Source organism: Vibrio sp. QJM3NY_15, assembly GCF_057785995.1.
In genome coordinates, this window is the sequence record NZ_CM173517.1 from 1,421,440 (window position 1) to 1,447,253 (window position 25,814).

The 25,814-nt window shown below is 44.8% G+C and carries 19 protein-coding genes and 2 pseudogenes; 7 read left to right on the forward strand and 14 right to left on the reverse strand.

Going from position 1 to position 25,814, the window contains the following annotated elements; all coding sequences use genetic code 11:
- The first annotated feature begins 33 nt into the window (after window positions 1-33).
- On the forward strand, window positions 34-921 hold the full coding sequence (locus AC3CKG_RS06315; RefSeq protein WP_488529008.1) for a winged helix-turn-helix domain-containing protein: 888 nt from the start codon (window positions 34-36) through the stop codon (window positions 919-921).
- Window positions 911-1,348 carry a hypothetical protein gene (locus tag AC3CKG_RS06320; RefSeq protein ID WP_102561187.1) on the forward strand — a complete coding sequence of 146 codons (438 nt, stop codon included), beginning with the start codon at window positions 911-913 and terminating at the stop codon, window positions 1,346-1,348. The genes AC3CKG_RS06315 and AC3CKG_RS06320 overlap by 11 nt, the downstream gene beginning before the upstream one ends.
- Window positions 1,349-1,470: 122 nt before the next feature.
- Here the strand turns inward: AC3CKG_RS06320 and AC3CKG_RS06325 are convergent, their stop codons facing one another.
- The 4 genes and pseudogenes from AC3CKG_RS06325 to AC3CKG_RS06340 all read right to left on the reverse strand — a co-directional run bounded on the left by AC3CKG_RS06325 (window position 1,471) and on the right by AC3CKG_RS06340 (window position 4,633).
- Window positions 1,471-1,920: a tellurite resistance TerB family protein gene (locus AC3CKG_RS06325; RefSeq protein WP_099166768.1), complete on the reverse strand. Its 450-nt coding sequence runs from the start codon at window positions 1,918-1,920 to the stop codon at window positions 1,471-1,473.
- Between the two features lie 113 nt (window positions 1,921-2,033).
- Window positions 2,034-2,783: pseudogene (locus AC3CKG_RS06330) on the reverse strand (alkaline phosphatase D family protein); the annotation flags it as partial.
- Window positions 2,784-2,879: 96 nt separating this feature from the next.
- Window positions 2,880-4,067, reverse strand: a pseudogene (locus AC3CKG_RS06335) (alkaline phosphatase family protein); the annotation flags it as partial.
- 8 nt (window positions 4,068-4,075) lie between these two features.
- Complete coding sequence (locus AC3CKG_RS06340; protein ID WP_076671553.1) at window positions 4,076-4,633, reverse strand: VC1380 family protein; 558 nt, start codon at window positions 4,631-4,633, stop codon at window positions 4,076-4,078.
- An 81-nt stretch (window positions 4,634-4,714) separates the two neighbouring features.
- On the opposite strand from AC3CKG_RS06340, the gene AC3CKG_RS06345 reads away from it, so the two are divergent.
- The 3 genes from AC3CKG_RS06345 (at window position 4,715) to AC3CKG_RS06355 (ending at window position 10,969) form a co-directional block, all read left to right on the forward strand.
- Window positions 4,715-6,031 (forward strand): MipA/OmpV family protein, encoded by a 1,317-nt coding sequence (locus AC3CKG_RS06345; RefSeq protein ID WP_102296247.1) that lies wholly within the window; start codon window positions 4,715-4,717, stop codon window positions 6,029-6,031.
- A 200-nt stretch (window positions 6,032-6,231) separates the two neighbouring features.
- Entirely contained in the window at window positions 6,232-10,332 is a 4,101-nt protein-coding gene (hrpA, locus tag AC3CKG_RS06350; RefSeq protein ID WP_488529009.1) for an ATP-dependent RNA helicase HrpA, read from the forward strand.
- A 142-nt stretch (window positions 10,333-10,474) separates the two neighbouring features.
- A complete protein-coding gene (locus AC3CKG_RS06355) occupies window positions 10,475-10,969 on the forward strand; it encodes an outer membrane beta-barrel protein (RefSeq protein ID WP_102486836.1) in 495 nt (164 codons plus the stop codon).
- A gap of 127 nt (window positions 10,970-11,096) precedes the next feature.
- On the opposite strand, the gene AC3CKG_RS06360 is transcribed toward AC3CKG_RS06355, so the two are convergent.
- Both AC3CKG_RS06360 and AC3CKG_RS06365 read right to left on the reverse strand, forming a co-directional pair.
- Window positions 11,097-11,891: a hypothetical protein gene (locus AC3CKG_RS06360; protein ID WP_488529229.1), complete on the reverse strand. Its 795-nt coding sequence runs from the start codon at window positions 11,889-11,891 to the stop codon at window positions 11,097-11,099.
- Window positions 11,812-12,627: a hypothetical protein gene (locus AC3CKG_RS06365; RefSeq protein WP_488529010.1), complete on the reverse strand. Its 816-nt coding sequence runs from the start codon at window positions 12,625-12,627 to the stop codon at window positions 11,812-11,814. The genes AC3CKG_RS06360 and AC3CKG_RS06365 overlap by 80 nt, the downstream gene beginning before the upstream one ends.
- Window positions 12,628-13,356: 729 nt before the next feature.
- On the opposite strand from AC3CKG_RS06365, the gene AC3CKG_RS06370 reads away from it, so the two are divergent.
- Window positions 13,357-14,397, forward strand: coding sequence for an alpha/beta hydrolase (locus tag AC3CKG_RS06370; RefSeq protein WP_488529011.1), 1,041 nt, complete (start codon window positions 13,357-13,359; stop codon window positions 14,395-14,397).
- A gap of 367 nt (window positions 14,398-14,764) precedes the next feature.
- On the forward strand, window positions 14,765-16,420 hold the full coding sequence (locus tag AC3CKG_RS06375; protein WP_488529012.1) for a mechanosensitive ion channel family protein: 1,656 nt from the start codon (window positions 14,765-14,767) through the stop codon (window positions 16,418-16,420).
- Between the two features lie 163 nt (window positions 16,421-16,583).
- Here AC3CKG_RS06375 and AC3CKG_RS06380 read toward each other — a convergent pair whose 3' ends face one another.
- The 8 genes from AC3CKG_RS06380 to secD all read right to left on the reverse strand — a co-directional run bounded on the left by AC3CKG_RS06380 (window position 16,584) and on the right by secD (window position 25,677).
- The gene (locus AC3CKG_RS06380; protein WP_488529013.1) at window positions 16,584-17,516 is read right to left on the reverse strand and encodes a LysR family transcriptional regulator; all 933 of its coding nucleotides are present in this window, start codon (window positions 17,514-17,516) and stop codon (window positions 16,584-16,586) included.
- Between the two features lie 364 nt (window positions 17,517-17,880).
- On the reverse strand, window positions 17,881-18,582 hold the full coding sequence (locus AC3CKG_RS06385) for a hypothetical protein (protein WP_488529014.1): 702 nt from the start codon (window positions 18,580-18,582) through the stop codon (window positions 17,881-17,883).
- 75 nt (window positions 18,583-18,657) lie between these two features.
- The gene (locus tag AC3CKG_RS06390; RefSeq protein WP_488529015.1) at window positions 18,658-19,335 is read right to left on the reverse strand and encodes a hypothetical protein; all 678 of its coding nucleotides are present in this window, start codon (window positions 19,333-19,335) and stop codon (window positions 18,658-18,660) included.
- A gap of 170 nt (window positions 19,336-19,505) precedes the next feature.
- Window positions 19,506-20,897 (reverse strand): magnesium transporter, encoded by a 1,392-nt coding sequence (locus AC3CKG_RS06395; RefSeq protein ID WP_488529016.1) that lies wholly within the window; start codon window positions 20,895-20,897, stop codon window positions 19,506-19,508.
- A gap of 44 nt (window positions 20,898-20,941) precedes the next feature.
- A complete protein-coding gene (locus AC3CKG_RS06400) occupies window positions 20,942-21,598 on the reverse strand; it encodes a DedA family protein (protein ID WP_488529017.1) in 657 nt (218 codons plus the stop codon).
- A 57-nt stretch (window positions 21,599-21,655) separates the two neighbouring features.
- Window positions 21,656-22,747 carry a calcium:cation antiporter gene (locus tag AC3CKG_RS06405; protein WP_488529018.1) on the reverse strand — a complete coding sequence of 364 codons (1,092 nt, stop codon included), beginning with the start codon at window positions 22,745-22,747 and terminating at the stop codon, window positions 21,656-21,658.
- 234 nt (window positions 22,748-22,981) lie between these two features.
- On the reverse strand, window positions 22,982-23,884 hold the full coding sequence (gene secF, locus AC3CKG_RS06410) for a protein translocase subunit SecF (RefSeq protein ID WP_488529019.1): 903 nt from the start codon (window positions 23,882-23,884) through the stop codon (window positions 22,982-22,984).
- Entirely contained in the window at window positions 23,884-25,677 is a 1,794-nt protein-coding gene (secD, locus tag AC3CKG_RS06415; RefSeq protein WP_488529230.1) for a protein translocase subunit SecD, read from the reverse strand. The genes secF and secD overlap by 1 nt, the downstream gene beginning before the upstream one ends.
- Between the last annotated feature and the right edge of the window lie 137 nt (window positions 25,678-25,814).

Below are 25,814 nucleotides of genomic sequence, written 5' to 3' on the forward strand. Positions count from 1 at the left end.
AATTCCCATGTTATTCTAGGGTGAGTTTATTCAATGCATTTAACTCACCTTATGAATAATAATAAAATACAAGAATATAGCTTGGTTATTGAACTTGAAAATCGACAGCTGCTTAACCTGTCTTTAAATAAGCATGTGACCTTATCCCCATCAGAATGTTTAATTTTAAAGCACTTGATGGATAATTGTTCACAAACCATAGGGCGAGAGTTCCTCCTAAAGCATTGTTGGCCGGGTAGAGTGGTAACAAGCAGTTCTCTTAACGTCGCAATTAAAAACGTTCGTACCGCGCTTAAAGCAGTCGGTTCGGAATGCAAAGTTGTCACGGTCCAAAAAGAAGGATATTGCTTTATTTCACCAGATAAAGGTGAGGCTCAAGTGACTGAGCTTATCAATAACCCTAGCGATAGAGCCCCAGAGCGACTAGAAATTAGCAGCGCTCCACAAGTAGTGAAAGATCCTACCGAAGTTTCCGACGTTATAGAGATGCCTTTTTCTAAGCGTCCCTCATTACTTAATCTAGTTAATGGCAAAAACAAACTCTATGTTGTGCCGTTAACGGCTGGTATTGCGGTGAGCGCGTTGTTGGTCGTGGTGTTGTCTTTCCTTGGTTTTTTTATGGAGAAAACGTCTATTAATGGGATTGCGGTGTACCACGACAGCGTCAACTTGGATTCGATGCTGGTGGAAGATTTAACATCGATTGCTGAACCTGGAGTCGAAGCAATATACCTGCATCGTATGGGTGTTGATTGCGGCGCCATACAGGTGGTGATATTGAACCAAAGTGGCTGGAAAGACATCAGCTCAAGCTTTGAATTGACGCACTGCAATGATGCGCAAGTTGGGCTTTATGAGATCGAACCATTTAATAGGCTGGGAATAAACCAAGCAACAGAAGGAACGGTCGATGAAGCGTAAGTTTTGGTTACCTATCGTGGTTACCTTGTCCGCTATTTTTCTGTTTGGTGTCATTTCCGGTGTGATGACCCGAAGGGCTTATCAGTTTGAGGGTATCTATGAAAACGTCGGTTATGAAGTGCTGACGCTGGATCTGAAGAATGGCCGTTCAAAGATGCGTTATGTTGGTTATGATATCGACGGCCAAGTCGTGCAAACCAAGCAGTTTTTTGGTGTCTTCTTGCGCTGGGGCAATCACTACTATTTCTATCAGATTGAACAAGACCAGGCGTACGGGCAGCAGGCCTTCAACGTGAAGAATCTTTTTATTCAGCACCACAGCAATAAGCGTAGCGTGATGGTTTCAGATCAGCGCGGTGCTTACGTAACTAAAGATGGGAAAATTCTGGAACTGAAAGGCATTCTCTACGGGCGATCTCTTCGCTAATTCATATCCCGTTCTTTAAGCAAGCTTGTAGATAATAGTTCAGCTTAAATCAATTTGATTCTGGCTCATCAAATCCATAAGCGACGGTTTATTGAGCCGTCGCTGCTGATTCCATTGAGAGTCTAATCTTCGCCCAGAACGCTTAATTTACTTTTGATGAAGTCTTTGTGGTCAACGTAAAGCAGTTCTGCTGTTTTGCGAATTACTGAATCTTCAAGTGGGTCAATCTCTCCATCGGCATGCGCGACTTCCCACATAGCTCTAATCAAGTCTATGCGAACTGGCTGCGAAAGTTCTCGCAGTTGAGAAGTGAAATCGTACAGAGAAACAGATTGTTCAACTTGAGGCTCAGCTTGTGCCAATAAGGCTTTGGATTCTTCTTCTGTTATGTTCAACAAACGTTGTAGTAAGTGAAGCTTGGCTTCTTGTTCTGATTCGTTGATCGCGTGGTCTGCACCGGCCACTTCGCATAACAAGCTGGCGATAGCTAAGTTAGGTGAGGCGGTAGGTGTTTTACCCAAATCAGAGCCTTCAACTAATTGTTTAAATAACGAGGTAAGTGAGTTAAACATAAGAGCATTCCAGTTATGGTGAATATTATTACTATTGGGCCTACAGAGTGTGATCGCAAGCGTCTTTACTTAAAACTGACATTACGAAGAGGCCAGCAATAAGGAACACTTTATTAACCTGGTTCAGGGAAACGGGTAATTTTACCGTCGCCACTGAGTGTCGTGATTGACTGTGGCTTCCCGTCTCTATCTAACCTTAACTCACCAATGGCACTGCGGTTTGAAAGGCGATAAAAGGTCTGATTGTCAGGGCTACGTTTCTCTATTCTTAGGCGCTTTCGCTTTGTGAAATAGTTAAGAACTGAGCGCGGGCTATACAATAATCGGTCACACACATCGCAGAATTTAAGCAATGGAGCAGGGAACTGATTTTTGATACCACTACAAGTAATCTGGTAGATGTTCGGACTGTTTCGGCGATACCTAAGCTTAATGTCATAGGCAAACGAATAGTGAACATCACCAGAAAGCACCACGAAATTGGTGGGCGTTTTGGTGTGGGTAAAGATACTGATGAGCGTGTTAGCACTGCCTGGGTGTGCCATCCAGTTTTCAGCATCAATCATCAATGGCTTACCTATTGTAGTCGCCATCTTTTGTAGTGTTTCAATGAACTTAACGCCGAACATTGGCGCAGCAGAAACAATCACCACCTTTTCTTGATTAATCAATTGATGCTGAAATTCCGTCAGCGCTTCCCAGTCCATCAAACCCGATGGCTTGTTCATACGGGACTCTGATCGCCAACGACGTGTCCGAGTGTCCAACACAATCACTTTTGGTGACGTGTTGATGGTGTAATGCCACTCTTCAAAGCGGTCGATCATCTCTAAATATTGTTGGTGCTGTTGGGGATCGATATTCTTACTGAGAACGCCGTTGTTTTTGCCATTATTTTCGACATAGCTTTCACCATTATCTTCGACACTGCTTTCGCTTTCGTTACTGCTAACCACCGGAGAGAAAAGCTGTTTGGTCTGCTCAATAAATTCAGGGCTGAACTTCTCTGGCGCATTACCCCAGCCTTGGCACATCCAATAAGCAGCAAGGCCGTTACCAATCACTTGAGTCGCAAAGCGATTCTGATCGACGGCATGTTCCCAACCTACTGTTAAGTTCCAATCATCAGTGACATCGTGGTCATCGAAGATCATGTAAGTCGGAATATGGGCGAACAGTCGCTGCACTTGTGGCAAGCCTGCGACGAAGTCATCAATGATAACGCTCTCGTCACGCCACTGTTGTTGCTCGGCAGGTGTTAATTGACGATCGGCCTGCTTGAAATCATTTTCGATTAATCGTTCACGGTTGATGCATTGCCACAAGGTAGGAGACCAAACCAACAAGTACATCGCTATGAATTCAGACAAGGTGACTAAGTGGTTCTCACAATCGGTCGAGCTAAATATAGGAATCCCGCGTTTAGGGAATAACTTATCGAGCAGTGAATCCGAAGTGTTGTGGTGTGGCAGTAGGTGATGGCGTTGGTAGAGGTGATATTCGCTCTCAAACAAGGCATCGCTGCTATTGATTTGGTTAACCTGTGAATCCGTTGGTAATGCTTCACCAATCAGACCAAGCAACTGAATCACTTGCTGAATGGCATCCAGCGTTGGGCCTGCTACATGGTCAGCGTAGATTTGGTCGCCGCTCATCATCAACATATCCGGTCGTTCAAGTACCGTTTGATTTGCGATTTTGTTGTCTGCTGCGACTAGGCTGTCTTTGCTCGGATGGTGTGGGTTACGACAAGAGCCATGCAAAATGTAGTCAGCAGTGGTCGATATCTTAAATTCGATTCGAGAACTGTCGTTGTTGGTTCGCGTGTCCTTGTAAATCAAATGCGGAGCCAGCTCAGTGATTGAACCTTGCTCAGTCTCTATTTGATATTCCAACGGAACGTTTGTGGGGAACTCACCCTGTAAATGAATCAAGGTGACCCAAGCGTGTGTGCCGACCTGAATCGACTCTTGCTCATCAAGTGATGACGAATAAAAAGGCGTCTCTTGCTCTGCATTGAATAGTTGAGTTGTGCCCGAAAGTGGGGCGCTGGTGACTATCCAGAGTACCACCTCAGTTGCGGTGGTTTTTCTTAAAATTGGGCCAGCAAGCAATAAGGGGAGAGGTGATGTCGTCGAGCGTTTCAATGCGGTTCCTAAATCGTTGGAGGTGAGTCGTTGAGATGTTTCGTTTCAAGAGCAGAGGTTTCGAGTTCTGGTGTTTGAGGCTCGTTAATTTCGAGCGCAGATGTTGCCGGTAGCGCCATACCAGCCTCATTTTCCTCGAGCTCCATAACCTCAGACTCAGCCATCTCAGCTTCTGTTGTTTCAAGAACTTCGATAACTTCTGAGCTAGAAAGTTCATGACCCATTAGAAATATTGCCAATAGGGCATCGGCTTTAGTCTTGGTATCGGAAGGCTCGTCTAACAACTGTTCAAGCTTTTCTCGAATCATAGCTATCTCGTGCTCAACAAAGCCACGGCCTTCGTCGTCCCCTTGGTTTTCTTCAGGGGCATTATCGAACTCCATAAACAGCAGCTCACCGTCTAACTTTGTATTGACCAATCGCTCTGGCAGCCATTCCTCGCCCATAACGATATCTGGGTCGGAATCATTGGGTAAGTGGTCTATAATGTTTTGTAATTCTGAGACTTTCACAATACTTTCATTTAACCGAGAATATTCTACATTGTAACGGTCAATGTCGATCAAACCTAAAATTAGTTGGCTGGCATGGCCAATAAATGTCTATTCAGTAACACAATATTTATTACAAAGAGCAATGACACAAGAATGAAGCACAAATTTTCACCGAAGCTCATTTCGTATGGGGCGGTTTTATTAGGTAACGCTTTTCTAGGTAATAGCGTGGCGTGGGCTGCTGAAGAGCAAGAATGGGGCATTGCCGCAATGTTCCGTACTGCGAGCATTCCTTACGACACGTCTGGTGGTGACCAATCGGTTAACTCGTTTGTGCCGATGTTGTTCTTCAAGAACGATTACGTATTTATCGACGGCACTGAAATGGGCGCATACCTCTATCAAGCCGATGATGAAAAGTGGTCACTGAACGCTATTTCTCGTATGCGTTTTATTGATATCCCAGCTTCAGAGCAAAACGCCATTGAAGGTGATACCGCCGATTTCGGTGCTCAATTTACTTATCAACTTGATGAGCAATGGGGCGTCGAAACGGAAATTATGAGTGACAGTGAATACAACTTCCACGGTAACCTGCGTGCAAAAGCTAAGTATGAAACCGGTGACTGGGAGTTTTCTCCGAGCGCTACGTTGCGTTACAAAAGTGCCGATTTCAACAGTGAATACTATTCTGCTGCGGGCGAAACCATTGGCGCAGGTGTCGACCTTAATGTTGGTGTAGAAGCGCGTTACCATGTGGTTTCGAACTTGTACTTATTGGGTTCAACCAGTGTAACTCGATTGGATGACAACGCCTACGATTCATCAATTATTGAAGACCGTTACCAAGGTGAACTCTACTTCGGATTCGGCTTTTTTAATGATAAAGAGAAAGCGCCGAAACCTAAGCTAAGCAATGCACCTTATCTGCGTGTGGCACACGGTTGGGCAACGCCATCAAACATTGGCGACATCATGAAGTTCAACGCCGAGAAAGACGAATACAACAACCAACTTACTTCGTTCTTCTATGGCCACCCATTAACCGATGAAATCTTTGGCTTCCCGTTGGATATCTACCTAACGCCGGGTATCGCGCACCACTGGAGTTCAGACGTTCAATCCAGCAGTACTGAATACATCATTGCAATCAAAGCCTACTACACCTTTGATTGGCCAACTCAGTGGCGTGTTGGTGTGGCAGAAGGTATGTCTTACATCGATTCGATTACCTATATCGAAGGCTCGGAGATGGACCGTAAAGGGTATACCGCGAGCCACCTGTTGAATTACTTAGACTTCTCATTTGATGTGAACGTCGGCGACTTAATCGGTAAGAACGACTTGAACAACTTGTGGTTTGGCTACTCGTTACATCATCGTTCTGCGATCTTTGAAAACGCCTCTCAGTTTGGTCGTATCAAAGGCGGCAGTAACTACAACACGGTTTACTTCCAGTACGAGTTCTAATAGCGGCTTTTATGGGGACGTTTTTAACAGCCGTTTCTATACATACGGTTTGTATTCGACCTTGCTTTCATAGCCTTCGCTAGTGTTAGCTTAAAGAATCAGCCTGATAGCAAAAGGTTTTCCCTTTGTTGTCAGGCTTTTTTGTTTGAGACTTGTGGTACAATCGCGCGAGTTTAATAAGTACAAGAATAGGACACGCTTTGACTTCGTCTCCGGAAAAAGCAGACAACAACAAGAATGTAGCACAGCCAAGTTCTCCACAGAACGAAGCGAAATCGAATAAGCCTGCATCGAACCGACCTGCTAAGCAATTAAAAGCTGAACAGCCAAAAGCTAATCAATCAAAAGCTAAACCTGCCGATCATTCAGCAGCAGCCAATACAAAAGCATCTCAAAATAGCCCAGCCTCTCTTCGTAAAGCGCTCAACGAATGTATGATGCGCGATCGCTTCCGTTTGAGTAAGCGAATTGCTGGTGCGAGTAGAATTAAAAACGAACAATCTAAAAACGTTGTCTTCGATGAGATAGCGTTAGACATTGCCAAGTCAATGATGACGGCAAATCAGCGAGCCTCGCACAAACCAACCATCGAATACCCAGAGATTCTCCCTGTTAGCCAAAAGCGCGATGATATTGCGAAAGCCATTTCTGAAAACCAAGTGGTGATCGTGGCGGGTGAGACGGGCTCGGGTAAAACCACTCAGTTACCAAAGATTTGTTCTGAGCTTGGCCGTGGCCGCTTCGGCTTAATTGGCCACACTCAGCCTCGTCGTCTTGCGGCTCGTTCGGTTGCAAACCGCATCGCGGAAGAGATGGAAACGCAGCTGGGTGATTTTGTTGGTTATAAGGTTCGTTTTAACGACCAAATATCTGATAACACGCAAATTAAATTGATGACCGACGGTATTTTACTGGCGGAAATTCAGCATGACCGTTTCTTAAGCCAATACGACACCATCATCATCGATGAAGCCCACGAACGTAGCCTGAACATTGACTTCATCATGGGTTACTTGAGAGAGCTTCTACCAAAGCGTCCTGACTTGAAAGTGATTATCACGTCGGCGACCATCGATCCAGAGCGTTTCTCGAAGCACTTTAACAATGCACCGATCATTGAAGTATCAGGTCGAACGTACCCTGTAGATACCCGTTACCGCCCATTAGGTGGTGATGAAAGTGATTCAGACCGAGACCAAATTGAAGGCATATTTGAAGCGGTGGATGAGCTTTGTGATGAAGGGCAAGGCGATATCTTGATCTTCATGAACGGTGAGCGTGAAATTCGTGACACGGCCGATTCTCTAAGTAAGCGTAATTTACGCGATACCGAAATCGTACCACTTTACGCGCGTCTTTCTGCGGGCGAACAGAACCGAATCTTCCAGTCTCATACTGGTCGACGCATCGTTCTTGCGACCAACGTGGCTGAAACCTCGTTAACCGTTCCGGGCATCAAGTATGTCATCGACCCGGGTACGGCGCGTATTAGCCGTTACAGCTACCGTACTAAAGTACAACGCCTACCGATTGAGCCAGTATCTCAAGCAAGTGCGAACCAGCGTAAAGGTCGTTGTGGTCGTGTTGCGGAAGGTATCTGTATTCGTCTGTACTCTGAGGAAGATTTCGAATCACGCCCAGAGTTTACTGACCCTGAGATCCTTCGTACTAACCTAGCATCCGTTATCCTTCAGATGACAGCGCTAGGCCTAGGCGACATTCAAGCATTCCCATTTGTTGAAGCGCCCGATAAGCGCAACATTCAAGATGGTGTAAGACTACTTGAAGAGCTTGGTGCGATCGCAACCGCTGAACCCGCTGCAAACAAAAACAAGAACCAAGGCGACGACAAGAAGAAGCTAACGGCAATTGGTCGTAAGCTCGCTAAGCTGCCGATTGATCCACGTTTAGCGCGTATGGTGATTGAAGCGCCAAGTAACCGCTGTTTGCACGAAGTAATGGTGATTGCTTCTGCATTGTCGATTCAAGATCCGCGTGAGCGTCCATCAGACAAGCAACAATCGTCTGACGATAAGCACAAGCGCTTCTTCGATAAAGAATCTGATTTCATTACCTTTGTGAACCTTTGGGATTACGTTAAGCAGCAACAAAAAGAGCTGTCGAGTAACCAGTTCCGCAAACAGTGTAAGCAAGATTACCTGAACTATTTACGTATCCGTGAATGGCAAGATGTGTACTTCCAAATTCATCAAGCAATGCGTGAATTGGATACCAAACTGAATACAGAACCGGGCAGCTACGATGGCATTCATATGTCTCTGCTATCAGGTTTGCTCTCGCACATTGGTATGAAAGACCAAGAGAAGAATGAATATCAAGGTGCACGTAATGCGCGCTTCCATATCTTCCCTGCGTCTGGCCTATTTAAGAAGCAGCCTAAGTGGATCATGTCTGCTGAGCTGGTAGAAACCTCTAAACTTTGGGGGCGTGTTATCGCGAAGATTCAACCTGAATGGATTGAACCACTAGCGAAGCACCTGATTAAGCGCAGCTACAGCGAACCTCATTGGTCGAAGAAGCAAGCGGCAGTAATGGCACACGAGAAAGTGATGCTTTACGGAATCCCAATCATCCCTAAACGTTTAGTGAACTACGGAGCGATTGATGCCACTGTCAGCCGTGAATTGTTCGTACGCAGCGCATTGGTCGAAGGTGAGTGGGAAACCAAACATGCCTTCTTCAAGCAGAACCGTAAGCTACTGCAAGAAGTGGAAGAGCTTGAGCATAAATCGCGTCGTCGTGACATCTTGATCGACGATGATGAGCTGTTCGACTTCTATGAGCAACGTGTTGGCGAAGAGGCCGTGTCAGGCCGTCACTTCGATACATGGTGGAAGAAGACCAGTCAGAAAACACCGGAACTGCTGAACTTCGAAAAGTCGATGTTGTTCCGTGGTGATGCTAGCCACGTTACTGATTTGGATTATCCGAACTTCTGGCACCAAAATGGTATTAAGCTGAAGCTGAGCTACCAATTTGAGCCGGGCGACGACAACGATGGTGTAACGGTACACATTCCGCTGCCTATCTTGAACCAGATCGACCAGAACGGCTTCGACTGGCAGATCCCAGGCCTACGTCAAGAACTGGTGATTAGCCTGATTAAGTCACTACCAAAAACGCTACGCCGTAACTTTGTGCCTGCGCCAAACTACGCAGATGCGTTCTTGGCTCGTGTGACACCACTTGAAGCACCATTGTTGGATTCTCTTGAGAAAGAGCTGCGCCGCATGACAGGTGTGGAAGTGGTACGTGATGACTGGAAGTTAGACCAGATCCCAGAGCACTTAAAGGTAACATTCCGCGCCGTGGATCATCGCAAGCGTAAGCTGAAAGAACAGAAAGACCTGCATGAACTGAAAGAAAGCCTGAAAGACAAGGTTCAAGAAACGCTTTCTAAAGTGGCAGACGATGATATCGAACAGCAGAACCTGCATACGTGGAGCTTTGGTGAGTTACCAAAAGTCTACCAGCAGAAACGTGGCGGCTACGATGTTAAAGCCTTCCCAGCGCTGGTGGATTCTAAAGACAGCGTAGAGATCAAATTGTTCGAAACCGAGCAAGAGCAGATCTCGGCAATGAAATCGGGTCAGCGTCGTTTAATCTTGTTGAACGTACCATCGCCGATCAAATACTTGCACTCGAATTTGCCGAACAAATCGAAACTTGGCTTGTATTTCAACCCATACGGACAGGTACTCGATCTTATCGATGACTGTATCGCTTGTGGTATTGATAAGCTGATTGAAGAGAAGGGCGGTTTAGTTTGGGAGCCAGAGCAGTTTGAAGCACTGAAAGAACACGTACGTGCTGAGCTTGGTGACAGTGTCGTTGAGATTGCTCAACAGGTTGAAACCATCTTAACCACGGCATTCAGCATCAGTAAGAAACTGAAGGGACGTGTCGATCTTTCTATGGCATTCGCACTTTCTGACATAAAAGCTCAGGTAGAAGGTTTGATTTTTAAGGGGTTTGCCACAGAATGCGGGTGGAAACGTCTGCCGGATATTCTACGCTATATGAAAGCCATTGAGCGTCGTATGGAAAAACTGCCGATTGACCCGAACAAAGATCGTCTTCATATGATCAAAGTTGAGTCAGTAATGAACGATTACAAAGAGCTGCTTAATAAGATTCCAAAAGGGATCGCGGTTCCAGAAAATGTAAAAGAGGTGCGTTGGATGATAGAAGAGCTTCGTGTAAGCTTCTTCGCACAGCAGCTCGGTACGCCTTACCCAGTTTCAGATAAGCGTGTTAAAAACGCTATTGATGCTTGCTAAAGGAATAAAGCTAGACGCAATGGCAAGGTTTGGGTATAAATCTTGCTTATTGCATTACTAATTAAATAGTTACTACAAAAAGGGCGACTTGGTGGCAATTTATTACCACGCAAGGCCTGCCACTAGGACGAAAAGGTCGAATATGAAAAAAACGTTATTGGCACTAGCACTGCTAGGTGCATCTTCAACAGCAATGGCTGATTCTTGGTTGTACGGCGGTGTTATGGGCGGTCAAAGCTCATTCGCTAGTGAAGATGAAAATGCGGTGGGCATCCACGTAGGTACAGGTATCCTTCCACTGATCGGTGTTGAAGCGGGTTACTGGGATCTAGGTTCTTTCGACAACGTTAGCTACGGTAACCGTGCTAAACAAGGTGTTGACGTAAGCACTGCTTACCTAGCGATCAAACCAAGCATCGACTTCGGTCCTCTTCACGTATACGCGAAGGGTGGTCTTCACTCTTACGAAGTGAAAGGCGATAGCTTCAAGCAAGACGACGTTGATATCATGTACGCTGTAGGCGCTGAATACTTCATCTTCGGTCCACTATCTGTAGGCGCTAGCTACCAAAACTTCAAAATGAAAGATGACGACGCAGGCGTTTTCTCTCTAAACGCAACTATCCACCTACTGTAATTAGTCGGTCTTAGTCGCTAAAGAGTTCGTAAGAATTCATAAAAAATGCCAGCTTGATAGCTGGCATTTTTGTATCTGTAGAATAGTAATGTCGTTGACTTAAGCGGTATAAGTTAAGCGAGCAGCGCTATTTTTTGCTGTTTAGAATCTTCTGGATTCTTGGGTTAATCGCTTTACCGTGTTGGCTTTCATACTCTTCACGTTTCAAGTCGTTCAGATTTTTCACTGAGTTGGCAGCAAGAAGGAACTGCGGTAATTCTGTTTCCAGCATGCCTTTCTCATCTAAACGCTTCGCTTCCAAATAGTATTTCTTAAACAGGCCATCAAGCTTGTTTTCAGCCGTACGCTTTAAGTCGTACAGTTTGTTTTGGATTAACCACTTCTCAATCTTGTTCACAGCAGTGCGCGACAACACACGAATGCGGCTATCAAGCAGCTCTTCCTCTGTCAGTGAATCCTTCAGGATCCAAAGCTCGCCCATTTGCGGCGGCCAACTGTTGCCAAGTTGAATACGTTCATGACAGTGCATTAGCACGCGGTTAAGGCCGTCTGAGTCAACAGAGTGGGCAAACTCAAGAAACTTACCGCTTGGTTCACTACCGTATTGGTATTCCCACTGAGTTTCGTACACGCTCAAGAAAGAACCGAACACATGGATACACCAATCGGTCAGCTCTAATTCTGCTGGATCTTGATCAACAACGGGCACTTGCTGAGACGCACCAGAGCCGGCAGCTTGTTGAGCCGCTACATTTACTTCGGTATTTTGCGCTTCAATAACGTCAGGTACTACGGAACCTTTAGGCAGAATGGTAGCGTCAGGTACAACAGGTGAAGCTGGCTCAGAAGGTTGGCTTTTTGCCTTTTTGAATGAGCTGCTGCCTGAAGCGTTCAGATGGGCTAAGCTTTTGTCGATACCCATTTCCTTGAGCTTGTCCTGCATTTCCTGAATATTGAGAGGTCTTCTGCTGTTGTTGTCTTTCATTTTGCTTCTCGTTAACTAACCAGTACTGCAACTTAGATTCGATGCGTGATATTGGCATTAGTTCATTGGCTTTGGCTTTATACCAGAGGACAAATTTTTTCCATATTAAGCTATGGTCACCAGCAAGGCCGGAGAATTTAAACGCACGTTCCGCCCATGTTGGAATGTTCTCTTCATCCAAATCATGAGTTGAAACGGTATTGCTGGTCATTGAGCCTCGGCTTTGTGGGCGAGGGGCATGCTGCATGTTTTGCATCGGTGCCGGAGCTGGCTGAAACTTAGGTGCAGGTGCAGGTGCAGGTGCAGGTGCAGGTGCAGGTGCAGGTGCAGGTGCAGGTGCAGGTGCAGTAGAGTAGACCGGAATACTATTGGTCGGCTGAGTTTCAACGTGAACCGCAGCTTGCTCTTGCTCAATAAGCATTTTGAAAACGTGGATCTCTTTCTTATCTCGATAATCTACTTTTACCTTATCGAGAAAACCTTGGTCGACTAAACACTTAAGGCAGTCGGCTAAACCGAATGTAGAGAGAGCACAAAGCTGACTTGCTGATTGCAGGCACACGTTGGTGTAACCGAACTCGTCAGCACCGTCTGCAAGCATCAATAAAACCAGCTTTTCTGCCGGGCTAGAAGTATTCACTTGCCAAGCTAGATAAGAATATTTGGCGCTCAATATCGTGTTCTCAAAAAAGGTAGGTCGTTGACTCTATTGTAAGTCACCGCTTGCTGAATTTATAGCAACTTAACAGAAAACGACATTAGTGAGACAAATAATAACCATAAGGAGAGGTCAGACCCAGAAACTTAGCATAAGCCAACAATGTTTTCGTAGCACGCTCGCATGATAGCTATGTTCGAATGAGTACGTTTAGGGGGTGTTGTTAAAACAGCACACCCAGTTTGCTCAACAACAAACCATCACCAAGCCTTAACTGAACTGAAAACCAGCCAACAAGGCCAATCCTTTCCCAATACTGAGTAGGGCAACGTCACCCAGCAGATATTCTCGATTGTAACCGACGTTCTCCTAAGTCGTTCACAGAAATAGACTGCGTTCTTATCGACTTCTGAATCGAAAATGCCCCTTTCTAAGTTACAGGCATTTCCCGTTATTTTTATGCGATTAAATTAATTGTTAAGCCTGATAACTAACAAGAAAAAGAAGGCTAAGTAACTTATAAATATCATGCTTACAGGTAAATATTTCATTATCAATCCTCTCTGCGAATAGGATGATTATGAATAGTGTTGTGAATATGGAGTAGGAATTAGAGAAATTCATTATTGCTGCTTATTTACAACCAAAATTGAATTTCTCTAATTCATATTGTCAATGGATTAGGTCGTGAATAATAGCCTCAGTTCGCCAATCACGGCTTTTAGATTCATTACCGGAGTTACTATGAAAACCAAATCACTACGTACTGTAATCCCTGCATTACTACTTAGCTTATCGAGCACAGCGGCGTTTTCTGGAATGGAACTGCAAGAACGAACCGTTCCAACCCCAGCAGGAATATCGACAGAGTTTGCTCAGTTATTTGAGAACACAGTGACTCCGCCGGTACTTCCTGTTCCGAACAACACAGCAGAGTGGTTGGCGTTACAAGCCCAGTTTGATGCTCCAGGTATAAAAATGGCTCAACAAGGCCTAGAGCGTTTGGACGTTACTTATGAAGCTAAGCAGTTTGCCGGAGTCGATACGTTCTTTGTTACGCCGAAAAATATCGCTCCTGAATATAAAGATAAGTGGCTAGTACATATCCATGGTGGCGCGTTTGTTTTCGGTGGTGGGGAATCAGCGCTAAGAGAAGCTATTTGGGTTGCCAACGGGCTTGGTGCTCAGGTGATCTCTGTTGATTATCGCCAACCGCCATTGCACCCATTTCCAGCGGCAATTGATGATGCTGTTGCAGTATGGAAAGAGCTAATAAAAACACAGTCACCGGAATCGACAGCGATTTTTGGCACATCTGCAGGCGGTAACTTAACGTTGGCAACGACACTTAAACTTCAGGAACTCGACCTTCCCGCACCTGGCGCATTGTTTGTCGGGACACCCGCCGTCGATCTTAAAGAGACATCGGATTCATGGTTAACGTTGCAAGGTTTAGACCCTCTAGGTCAGCGAGAAGGACTTATTGAGGGCGCTTTCGATGTATACGCTGATGGAGAGGCTCTTGATAACCCTCTTATCTCACCAATATACGCTGACATTGATGAATTCCCACCAACGATATTCATTTCAGGTACTCGAGATCTCTTGCTAAGTGATACGGTTCGTATGCATCGATTATTACGCAGTGCAGACGTGGAAACTGACCTTCACATATATGATGGCCAATCTCATGGAGATTATTTGAATGGTATCTTGTTCGACATGCCAGAATCTGAAGACGCTATTAATGAGTTAGGCCAGTTTTTTAATAAGCATATCAATTAGTTTGTTTCAGCAAGCTGACATTGAATCACATGGATGTGAATGCCTATTTGGAGGATATAATGACAACGTTATTTACTTCATTTTTTAAATCTATATCTACGTTACTGCAAGCTAATTATCATTACGCTCAACATCAATCTGTCGTGGATCATTCTTATTCGCTAACCCCTATGTTTGTATTGAATCAAAGTAATGATGGGAGATCGTTGTGATAAGACGTTTTTATACGATGTTAATAGCCGTTTTTTTCGCTATACCCTTCTATCTAGCCATACCCAATGCGCTAGCCATGCCCAGTATTGCTTTAGAGCTCGCTGACACATCTAGCCCTAAACATACTCTTTCGAGCTTCATAAGGGATTCGAGTGTGGTTATCGAGCATTGGCAAAATGAAACACTGCATCTTAAAGAGGCGCAGCATGCTTATTCACAAGTAATCAGAACGATGGACCTGTCTACGGTTCCGAATCGTAGCCGAACCGTTGTCGTGATGGAGAAAATAATTCTTCTTCGTGAGTTGTTGGATCGAATTGATCAAGGTACTCATCAGTTGGTCCCAAATATCGAGCAAATAAAGGGAGAGGAGATTGACCACTGGCGTTTAGGCAACACTGAGATCGTATTGTCTCGCCAAACTTTAGGCGATCGAACCGATCAGTTCTTATTTAGTTCTAACACCGTTCAAAGCCTATCTCGGTGGTATAGAACGATGTTAGCCCTTCCTTACTATACCGAAGTACGTCCAGACTATTATCAGGAATTTCTGATTAGCCCCGGCCCTATGTTCTCTAAGCAATTTGTTCTTTCTTTACCTTCATCTTTTAATCAACTCTATGGGCCGCTTCCCTTATGGCAATGGCTCGCACTCACTGGAGTTTTGTCATTATGTAAGGTGATGATAAAAATCAGCTTTTTGCTTGGTGAGCGTTGGAATAGTCGTTGGGAAGGAAAAGGCTTGAAATGGCGGGCAGGTCGACTGTTGTCCCTAGTAGGTGTGGTGAATTTACTGTTTATAGCAAGATGGGTGATTGATGATGGGATATGGATTACTGGTGGTGTTTATCAGCTGTTCACCACCTTATTTCTACTTGCTCAGTTCTTCTTTGTCTCCTGGCTTATTATGGCCATTTTCAATTATTTCGCTGATATTTATGTATTCAAAAAGCACAACGGAAAGCACGTAGATTCGTCACTGATTACTGTCTTAGCACGTATTTTTGGCGGGTTAACGATCGCGATTCTTGGTATTTACGTCATCGAATTTATGGGCTTTTCAATCTCCCCCATATTGGCTGGTTTGGGTGTGGGTGGTTTAGCGGTTGCACTGGCCATTCGCCCTATATTAGAGAACGTAATCAACGGACTAACGCTCTATGCTGACGGGGGAGTAAAGATCGGTGAGTTTTGCCGCTATGGAGATAAACTCGGAACCATTGAAAGTATTGGTTTACGTTCGACTCGAGTCAGGACGCTAGAGCGCTCTTTAATTACCATCCCTAACTCAGAATTTGCGAATATGGAAATTGATAATTTGGAACGGCGTGATAAACGACGTATGGAACATGTGTTGAGATTGCGTTCTGAAACCACCCTTGAGCAATTGCGCGTACTGATCGTTAACCTGCGGCGGTTGTTGCTACAACATCCAATCATCGAAGAAGAACCGGTTCGAGTGAGACTCATGGGCGTCGGGGAATACTCCATCAATATTAGTCTGATGGCTTACATCAGTTGCCGTGATCATGAAGAGTTCATGGCTGTCCAAGAGGACATTCTGTTTTCTGTGTTGACCCAAGTCGAGAGCATTGGTGCGAAGATAGCTCACTCTACTCAATATCAACTTGTGGATGTTAATGCCAATGACAATGAGGAACAGAAACGAAATGCCGAACAGGTTGTGGCTCAATGGCATGAAGAGCAAGCTTTCCCTTTCCCTGATTTCAGTTTTGAATATAAGTACGAAATCAAAAATACCATCATGTATCCGGCGGTAACCTCTGCTGTGCGACCGCATTCTGTTTAAAGCGGCCTTAGCCACTATGCACGCTAACTTACGCTGTATTCCAAATTATTGCGCCTCTATGAATACAATGTCCCTAAAGCGACTATAAATCGCTTTAGGGACGAGGAGCCTTAGTTGATAGTTTTTACTGAGATCTAAGCACTAAGGCTAGTAACTCAGTTTGCTATCGGACGTCAGGTTGAACAACGCTATCAAAGTAACTCTGCATGGTTTGATGAAGCAGTTGATGAAGTGGAAAGCCTCTCTTCGATTGAAGGTAGCCGCCCTCAACACCAATTTGGCGCATTTCTTTTGGCAGGTTGGGTAATGGGTAACAGCTTAATTCAGGATCATTTTCGGTCATGTAGCTACTGCCAAAAGAGAAAGCGTCTGAATTTTTAAGCTTACTTCGCAATACTGTTAGGCTATGTGTCGCTAACACAACATTCGCGGCGTAGCCTTTTGATATATAAAGATCTTCGATTGGCGCTCGTTTGGTGTTGATACCATCAATCAAGATTCTTGTGATTGGTAGGTGATGAATATCTTCCCATTCGCTGCTTTTAGTCAGCACTGGATGATCTTTGCGTGCAATGAGGCTCAACTTTACTTCGGTGAGCTTATGCTGGTAGATATCTTGAGGCAATGGGATACCTGAAAGTTGCAACAAGTAATCGACTTGCCCATTTAGCACTTCAGCCAAGCTTTTGTCTTGCCAGTAGACTAATTTAAAGCTCGCTTGTGGAAGTGCTTCATGTAGAACCTTAAAAATCCCTTCACCGTATTGTTCAATTAAAAATATGTTTAAAGCGATGGTGACTTCACCAGTAAACATTTTCGGGTCAAAGTTGTGGTAGGACTCAACCACCTTTATCAAAGGGGAATACATTTCATCGGCCGCTTCGGCGAGTTTCTCTGCCAGTTCTGAAGGCTCAACGCCGTGTGCTTTGCGAAGAAAAAGTTGATCGCCAAAGGTTTCCCTTAACTTCGCCATTCCTCTGCTGACGCTAGTTTGAGATATACCGAGCTTGTCTGCTGCTGCATGGGTATTACGAGTTTCGACAACCGCTTTAAGTAACTTGAGCAGATTTAGGTCTAAGTCTTGAAGTTCTTTCATGGGTTACCTTTCGTAATGAAGTTCTAAAGCATCATTTAAGAATAAGGGAAATTGGCTTTTGTTCAATAGCTTAGGAATGATATATGTTAAAGAATGTTTGACACGATTCGCAGGAATGCGTTGTGAGTGAAGATTAGCTATTAACCCAATGAGCTCTATGCAGTAAGGATAAGCAGAGCAGACCTGGCAACATCCGTGTTGCTAAAGACGATTAGGCTTGATGTTAGATAAAGGCTTAAGTTCGAGTGTGAATATATTGAAAGTGGAAAAATATATTGAGGCCGTAGAGGCATATTTAAACAGTGTAAGTAGAACGCTTAATTGCAGTTAGGCGTTTAAGTATAGTTGAAGCGTCTAGGTATAGTTAAAGCGCGTAAGTGTAGTTAAGACCAAGCTTGTTGTCTGAGTTGTCATAGATACCATAGTTAATTGAAACATTTTGATTATCTGATACTCGATAAGAGAAGCTACTTTCCCATTCTAACGCATTGATTTTAAGCGTTTGGTCGCTTAATGATGTCGTATAGATTGGTGCAATCATTATGGACGCTTGATCTGTAATGGTCACAACACTGTATAGCTGCGCCATGGCGATAGGCACTTTTTTGCCAAGGTTGTCACTAGAGATGGCACCGACGCCAATAACCGGAGCGATAATGAGCCGTTCATGCAGTGGCAGGACTTGCATCGCGTTCAACACGAAAGTGTGTGTATCGCTACGGTCATCATATAAATAATCGCCCATTACGCCACTGCCGAAATTGGTGCTCAGTGCCGCGGCTCTTACCCTGTATGTGTCAAAATTGTTCAGAGACTGAGCAAAAAGCAATGCTGCCCAGTTGTCAGTGATTGTTCTAGCATAACCAAATCCGGTATCAAAGCCTTCGTTGTTATAGCCTAACTGAACAGAGCTGTAAGCTGCCGTTGGATCAGTGAAATCAACGGGTGCTGTTTCTATGGTCGCTTCAGTAAATTCTTCGACGGCGGATTCAAAGTCGATCGTGTTTTCATCAGCGATTGAGAAGGCGCTGAGCAAACAGCTCAGCAATAATAGTTTAGTTTTCAAATTAACCAACTTATTTAAATTTTTTAGACGAGTTGTTAAAAAGTGAGCTGCCTTTTTGTCGGCAGCTCTAATAATTTAGAATGAATGTTTGAAAGAGAATAATGAGAGGTTATTGCCATTATCATATTGGTAACTATATACGAACGCGCTTGTGCTATTTAATTGATAACCAAGTTCTGCCGTGTAATCCCAATCTCTAAGCGTCGACTGATTGCCATTCTTTTCTTTTACTTTACCTAAGCTGTAAGTATATTCCGGCGTGAATCCTACCCACATGCTAGGGTTCAAGTTGTAAGTCATATCAAGTGATGCGCTGGTGTAGTAAACACTGCTACTCATCTGTTGATGTTTCAGGTTGCCAAGCGTTATTTGAGGTACAACAGAAAACTGTTCGTTAACCGTATTGTCCTTGTAGAGACTGAAGCTATAGTCATTAGCACGTAAATTATCTGATTGGAAGTTGGTATCATGTTCATACTCAAAAGCAAGCCCTAAGCCATCACTTCTTTGAAAATCAAATCCCAATTCGTGATTGTCAAAGTTATCGTCACTGCTGTATGAACTGAGCAAACTCCAGTCGCTATTTAATGACTTGGCATATTGAAGACCAATATCAAAATCATTGCTCCCGTAACCAATATTAAATCCAGAATAATGTTGTTTAGAATCAGAAAAATCAATATTGGTATTTGCGAGTACCAAAGGCGAAGAAATAAGTGATGCAATTAATAGAGATGCTTGAGTTAACTTCATAAATATAAATCCAAGTTGTGTTTGTTTATGCCGCTATTTTATTTATTGCCCGGGGAATAGACTATGAATTACAGCGATTCATATTTGCTTGCTAAACGTATAGATATAAAAAAGCTCCAACCAAAAATGGCTGAGGCTAAAAATTGGATTGTGTAGCAGAGAACGTTAAATCAGAGTAAAAAAGCGTGTGCTAAATACAGAACACTGAAGAATGAAATGGCGTCGGTTAAGGTTGTCAGCATTGGGCTTGATAACATGGCTGGATCGAACTTGAGGCGTTTTAATAGTAAGGGTAATGTCCCGCCAATCACGACGGCAAGAGTGGAAGAAAGTGTGTAAGCGATGGCGATAATCAATGGCAATCCGGAGTGCTCCCCGCCAAGCGTGAACAGCGTAAGCAGAGCCAAAACAGCACCAATTAGTAATCCATTGAGCGCCCCGATTGGAATTTCTTTCGCGACCACATACAACAGATCTTTGGCTGAGATCTGCCCCATAGATAATTCACGTATAGAAACAGCAATAGATTGATTCCCTGCCGCACCAGAAAGGTTGGCGATAAGCGGCAACACTGCGGCTAATACCGCAATTTGTTCTATGATGGGTTCGTAGATGGCAATGATTGAAATCGCAGCATAGCTTAAGACGACTGAAGGCAGTAAAAAGGCGAGTCGACGTAGGTTTCGTTTGAGTACCGGCATGGTGCGAGACTCATCGCCCCCAAATACGCCGGATTGTTCTAGCATTTGCTGCTTAGAACGTTGGTATAAAGCGTCATTGAGGTGTTTAAAGCCCACGATGCCCATTTGGAAGCCTTGTTCATTAACAATGGGAATGACAGGGTGCAGGGTGTTATCCAGCGTACTTTTAACCGTATTTAGGTCAGCGTCAGGGCTGAGGATGGGCACCGTTTCATCTATGTATTCTTTTAGTAATGCACCACGTGGTAACAGCAGTACATCACGGATCTTCAACCCACCTAAATAGCTACCTTCAGTGTCATGCAAGTAAACGTATCGCCATTCAAGTCGATCTAAGTTGTGCTCTTCTGCGCTTAATATTGTGCTCAAACTGTCGATAGTAGCGTCTTCTGCCAGTTTGAGGACTTCGCTTTTACAAATCCCTCCTGCAGAATCTTGCGGGTAGATTAAGGCTGCCCGCTCTTCGTCTTTCCATGCTGAAGGTAGAGCTTGCCTGAGTAGTTTTTGTAGGTCGTGTGGCAGCTCATTGAGTAGCAGCCTGCGGTCTGCGGAGTGCAAATATTGAAATAGCATTATGGTGTTGCTTTCAGAGAGTTGACTGATCAGCCATAGAAGCTCGGGATCAGATAAGTGATCAAGTAAGTTGGCAGCAAGGCTTGGGTTTACTTCGCTTAGTAGAGTCCAAGTAACGATACGTTGTTGATCAGAGAGCTTCCTTAATACTGATGGCAGTTCAACAGGTTCCGCCTCTAGAAGTGTGTGATTCAGCTGTTTAGGCTTTCTTAGGGTTAGACACTCCAGTATTTTTAGGTACAGCTTTTCCGCTCCTTCCGGTGAAAAAACTAATGTAATTAATGTCATATGTTAGACCTTCACAATAAGTGAGAATGCGATTGAAGCGATTCTTAGTCGGATGTTTGTGGATGTCTTTCCTTGGTCGCAAGCCGAATGAAGAGGGCGATAAACGCGGTTACCATCAGGATTAAGCTGCCCATTAAGAAACACTTTGTAATCAATTCTTGATATTGAGAGACGAATGGATGTCGCATGACCCACTTTCCGACCAGCAATAAACTGAAGACCCAAGTAATCGAGCTAGTGAAGCTAACAACCAGTGTTCGTATGGCGCTGAGTTGTGAAACGCCCATCAACATCGGTGTCAGTACACGAACAAATGGGACAAACCGCGAAACGAACAAGGACAAAAATCCGAATCGGTTTAATAGTTTTTTTGCCTTGGGTAACGATTCATCTGGCAGTGTTTGTTCAGCTTTACGCATGAACTGAGTATTGTGCAGCCACCGCCCTTGAAGGTACGCAATGATACTGCCCAAAAAAGAGGCACTGGTTAGAAGCATTAGAGCACTTGAAAAATCAATCGCGCCCAAACCGACCATGCCCCCGACAAACAGCACTAGGCCGTCACCGGGTAGTGGTAAGAAAACAAAACTCGACTCAAGGAAAAGCACGACTCCAAGCAAAAGCAATAAGACGTGCAGTGAATTCAATTCAAGTAAGGCATCAAAGTCTTGCAGCCAAATTGCGGAAATAATCTCTTGCATAGAAACTCCAAGTTAACGTGGGCTCTGGCTGTTGATAGCCGGAGCCCACAATGCGTTTTAATCAAACATTAAGATGATGTAGGCAAAGAACAGGATGAGGTGGGTCGCACCATTGAGCGAGTTAGTTCTCCCACTACTAAAGCTCACGCTGGTCATTAATAGCGTCGCACCTAATAACACCATTTCTGCAGGGGCGAGGCCGAGTTGGATAGGCTCGTTCATTACGCCTGAAATCAACAGAACAGCGGGAACGGTTAGTGCAATAGTGGCGAGAACCGAGCCAAAGAAGAGATTCATCGCGCGCTGTAATTGATTGGTCACGGCGGCTTTAACTGCACCAACCGCTTCAGGGGCGAGGATAATCAAAGCTACAATCAAACCACCTAGAGCCGCAGGTGCCCCCATTTCGGTGATGCCATCGTTAATTGGAATCGCGAGACTTTTCGCTAACAAAATCACCACCATCAAATAGCTCACCAGCATAATCGTGTGGAATATATTACTGTGCAGAGGACCGTGATGTTCGTGGTGATCTTCATTATCACCATCAATGAAGTAGTCGGTATGGCTGCGTGTTTGAATGAACAGGAATACGGCATACAAGGCTATCGACGCGAGTACTAATGTCCAAGTGAGGCTGGTCGACATGTTGCCTAGCGAATCCATACTGGTGAAGTTAGGCAGTACTAAGCACAGCAATGAGAGTGGAATAATCGCCACCAAGTACGCTTTTATTCCATCAAGGTTGTAGGTTTGCGTATGGTATTTCATACCACCGATTAACAAGGTAATACCGACAAAGCCATTAAGCACTGCCATCACGACAGCAAACATGGTGTCACGCGCTAAGAAGGGGTTGGATTCTCCAGTCAACATAACGGACGAGACCATAATGACTTCGAGCAAGACAACAGACAGCGTTAATATAAGAGTGCCTAGTGGGTCGCCAAGCTTTATCGCTAGCGCGTCTGAGTGACGAACAACGGAAAAAATGGCGCTCATCACGGCGTAAAACAGCACTGCAGTAATCATTATATAGGCGAACTGTGATAGCTCCCCTGTGAGCAAGTTGTCGCCGATCAGTTTGAAAAATAGAACGGCAACGATGCCAAGTGGCAGTTTGTATTCTTGTTTGAGTACGTTGATCATGTTGAGCCTTTATTGAGTAACCGAAGGCTCGCTAATGTCCTTTAACGAGAGTAAATCGGGTGAATACAGCAACTTCCTGTGCAGTAGACGGGTCGTTTTAAGTTATGTGTCTAACCATGTTGCTAACTTAAGGTGAACCGATGATTCAGACTATGAATTAGAGAAATTCTTTGTTGCTATAAGACGACCGACAGTCGCCTAATAGCGTTCTTAAGTAAGCGCAGTCAGCAAACGCTAAGGTATGCTTTGAAGGGATTCAGTTTCTTCCGGTTTATAGTGGATTGGCTTCAAGCCCACACACGTTGGTAAGAGTGTGCCAATAGAGATAGACGACCAGGTCCCACTTAAGATTCCGACGCATAGTGCAATGGCGAAACCTTCTAGTGCGCTCCCTCCTAACAGCCACAGTGCTGAGACTGTGACCAGGGTGGTACCTGATGTGACAAGCGTTCGTGATAACGTTGACACGATGGACTGATCGAGAAGGGCGTCGGTTTCACCGTCTGGCTTCGCACGAAATACCTCACGGATACGATCTGAAATGATGATCGAGTCATTCAGGGAGTAGCCCATCACTGCCAGTAAAGCGGCCAACACGGTTAGGTTGAATTCAATTTGAGTCACCGCAAAGAGCCCTAGCACAATGACAATGTCGTAAACCAACGCTGCAATTGAACCTAGTGCCAGTCGCCATTCAAATCGGTAACTCAAGTACAGCAAGGTAAGAACGAAACAAGCCAAAATCGCCAAGCCGCCTTGTTCGACCATTTCTAACCCAACCTGAGGGCCAATTACGCTACTGTTGGTAATGTGAAAATTGCTGTCTATCGGCAACAGCGCTCGGTTAAGTGCTTCTCGCAAATCGAGGTCTGTATCATTGAAACGCAGTTGCCAATTTCCCTCGTTGCCTGCTGCAGTTACTTGAACATCTTGGCTCAGTGCCGAATCGAGGTGAGATTTGAGCAGAACTTGAGTGACGTCTGGCTTTGTTTGAATATCGGCGACAACACCTCCCGTAAAGTCGAGTCCCCAGTTGAACCCTTTTACCGCGATTGATGTAATAGAAAGCGTCAATAGAATCAGAGATATCATCGTCATCAATTGACGTATTTTGGTGACGTTAATTGATTTGGTCATTACAGTTTCACCTCATGTGAGGTGTCTCTTCCCCACAAATAATTGATAAGAATTCGAGACGCAAATACGCCAGTAAATAAGCTAGTCAGTAGGCCTAATCCGAGTGTGATAGCAAAGCCTTGAATTGGACCGTTACCTATTGCATACAAAGCGATGGCGACGATCATAGTGGTGAGGTTGGCATCGAAAATGGAAGAGAATGCACTATCGAAGCCTCGATCTATGGCTTGGGAAAAGTTTCTGCCTTCTCGCATCTTGTCTTTGATGCGTTCAAAGATAAGCACGTTGGTATCGACAGCCATCCCTACAGTTAGCACAAGCCCAGCGATGCCTGGAAGCGTTAGCACAGCGCCAGGGATAAGCGCCAATAGGCCAAACAGAAACACTAAGTTGATAGTCAGTGCTGCATTTGCAACCCAGCCAAGACGTCGATACCAACAAGCGATAAATACCAATGTAAAACCCAGCCCCAAGGCGAGTGCCGCAAAACCATTTTTGACGTTTTCAGCACCAAGAGTTGGCCCGATTGTACGTTCTTCGACAATGGTGACAGGTGCGGTGAGAGATCCAGCTCTTAATAAAAGAGCAAGGTTTTGAGCGTCTGCCATTGCTCCTGCGCCGGTGATGCGAAAGCGGTTCCCCAACGTTGATTGAATTGTCGCTACGCTGATAACTTCGCTTTGCTCAATGGATTGTCCTGTTTCTGATTGACTGTATTCACTGTAGACTGTCGCCATCGGGTTTCCGATATTGCTGCGTGAGTGATGGGTCATCAGCCTTCCCCCCGTACTATCAAGAGTGATGTTGACTTCGGGCGTCCCCATTTCTCCTAGGCTAGCGCGTGCATCGATAATATGCTCACCCCCTAAGATACTGTTTCTATGTAGAATGACAGGTCTACCATCTTGGTCATTGATGGATTTTGTTCGTGCGTTAGTATTGGGCTCCACATGGTAAAACGCGAGTGATGCAGTAGCGCCGATAATGTTTTTTGCGGATGTCGGATCTTGCACGCCCGGCAGTTCGATACGAATTCGATTTTCACCTTGGCGTTGGACAGCGGCTTCCGTGATTCCCAGTTCTTCTATGCGGCCTCGCATTGTTTGAAGATTTTGTGTCACGGTCAGAGTTCGAATCGCACGCTTCTCCTCCTCATCCATTGAGATCATCAAGCGCTCACCAGATTGGCTCAGAATCCAATTTGGATGCTGTGTTCTTAAATGAGTTCGAATATCACCAAGTAGTGCTTCGTTATATCGAGCAATGACTACCTCACCGCTTTCTACACGGCCGCGTGCACGAAACGCCTGACGAAGATCGTCGATCACTGATTGGGCTTGAGCATTAAAGACAGGGGCGAGGTCAACGTCTAACAGAAACTGCACACCACCGCGCAGATCTAATCCAAACTTAATCGGCTGAAAACCCAGCGAGGTTAACCAAGAAGGAGCTGAAGGTTCGAGTGTGAGGGCAACGGTCTCCGATGGTTGGATGAACTCGGAAATCAAAGCTTGTGCGGGGGCTTGTTGTCCGCTCGAAGCAAACGTCACCACTAACCTATCGTTGTTTTCGCTAACACTGTGAACATCAATGTTGTTGTCTACAAGATAACGATATACATCATCAGCGTGTGCCGAATGCGTTTGGTTTGAAATGTGCAAAGCTTCACGTTCACCAAATGCAGAGGGTAGGGCACTGAGAAGCATCAGTACCACAGACAGCACGAGAACGATGACCTTCCATTTAGCTGAATAATTTATGGGTGTGTTTGAGCGCTTTAACTTCATTTTGATTGCATCTTATTGATTAACGCATCCGCAAGTAGCACCAAGCTTGTTTATCAAATAAACAGCGGTATTAATCACGTATGAGTTGAAACTAAGGGGCCTGAAAGGTTTTCGATAAACCTAACTGTTGGTTACCGAGCTAT